This is a genomic window from Bartonella sp. AA2SXKL (assembly GCF_042197205.1).
Classification (GTDB): domain Bacteria; phylum Pseudomonadota; class Alphaproteobacteria; order Rhizobiales; family Rhizobiaceae; genus Bartonella.
Map to the genome: position 1 here is coordinate 330 of NZ_JBHIRN010000234.1, position 282 is coordinate 611.

The 282-nt window shown below is 37.6% G+C and carries 1 protein-coding gene; it reads right to left on the reverse strand.

The genetic code is table 11. The features are described from left to right. Nucleotides 1-282 (reverse strand): sigma-70 family RNA polymerase sigma factor (locus ACFINS_RS10930; protein WP_375706285.1); only part of this gene is annotated, 282 nt, incomplete at both ends.

Genomic DNA, 282 nt, shown 5'->3' on the forward strand with positions numbered 1-282 from the left:
GTTGAAAACTTATATCCACGACGATATTCAAATTTATCCACTGCCTTCATCAAACCGATATTGCCCTCTTGAATAAGATCAAGAAACTGCAAACCACGATTAGTATATTTTTTTGCAATTGAAATTACGAGACGCAAATTAGCTTCCACCATTTCCTTTTTTGCAATTGTCGATTCGCGCTCACCTTTCTGCACTTGTGTCACAATCCGACGAAATTCGCCAATCGAAATAGCTGTTTCTTGCGCCAAATTTTGTATTTCGCTGCGCAAAGTTTTAATTTCT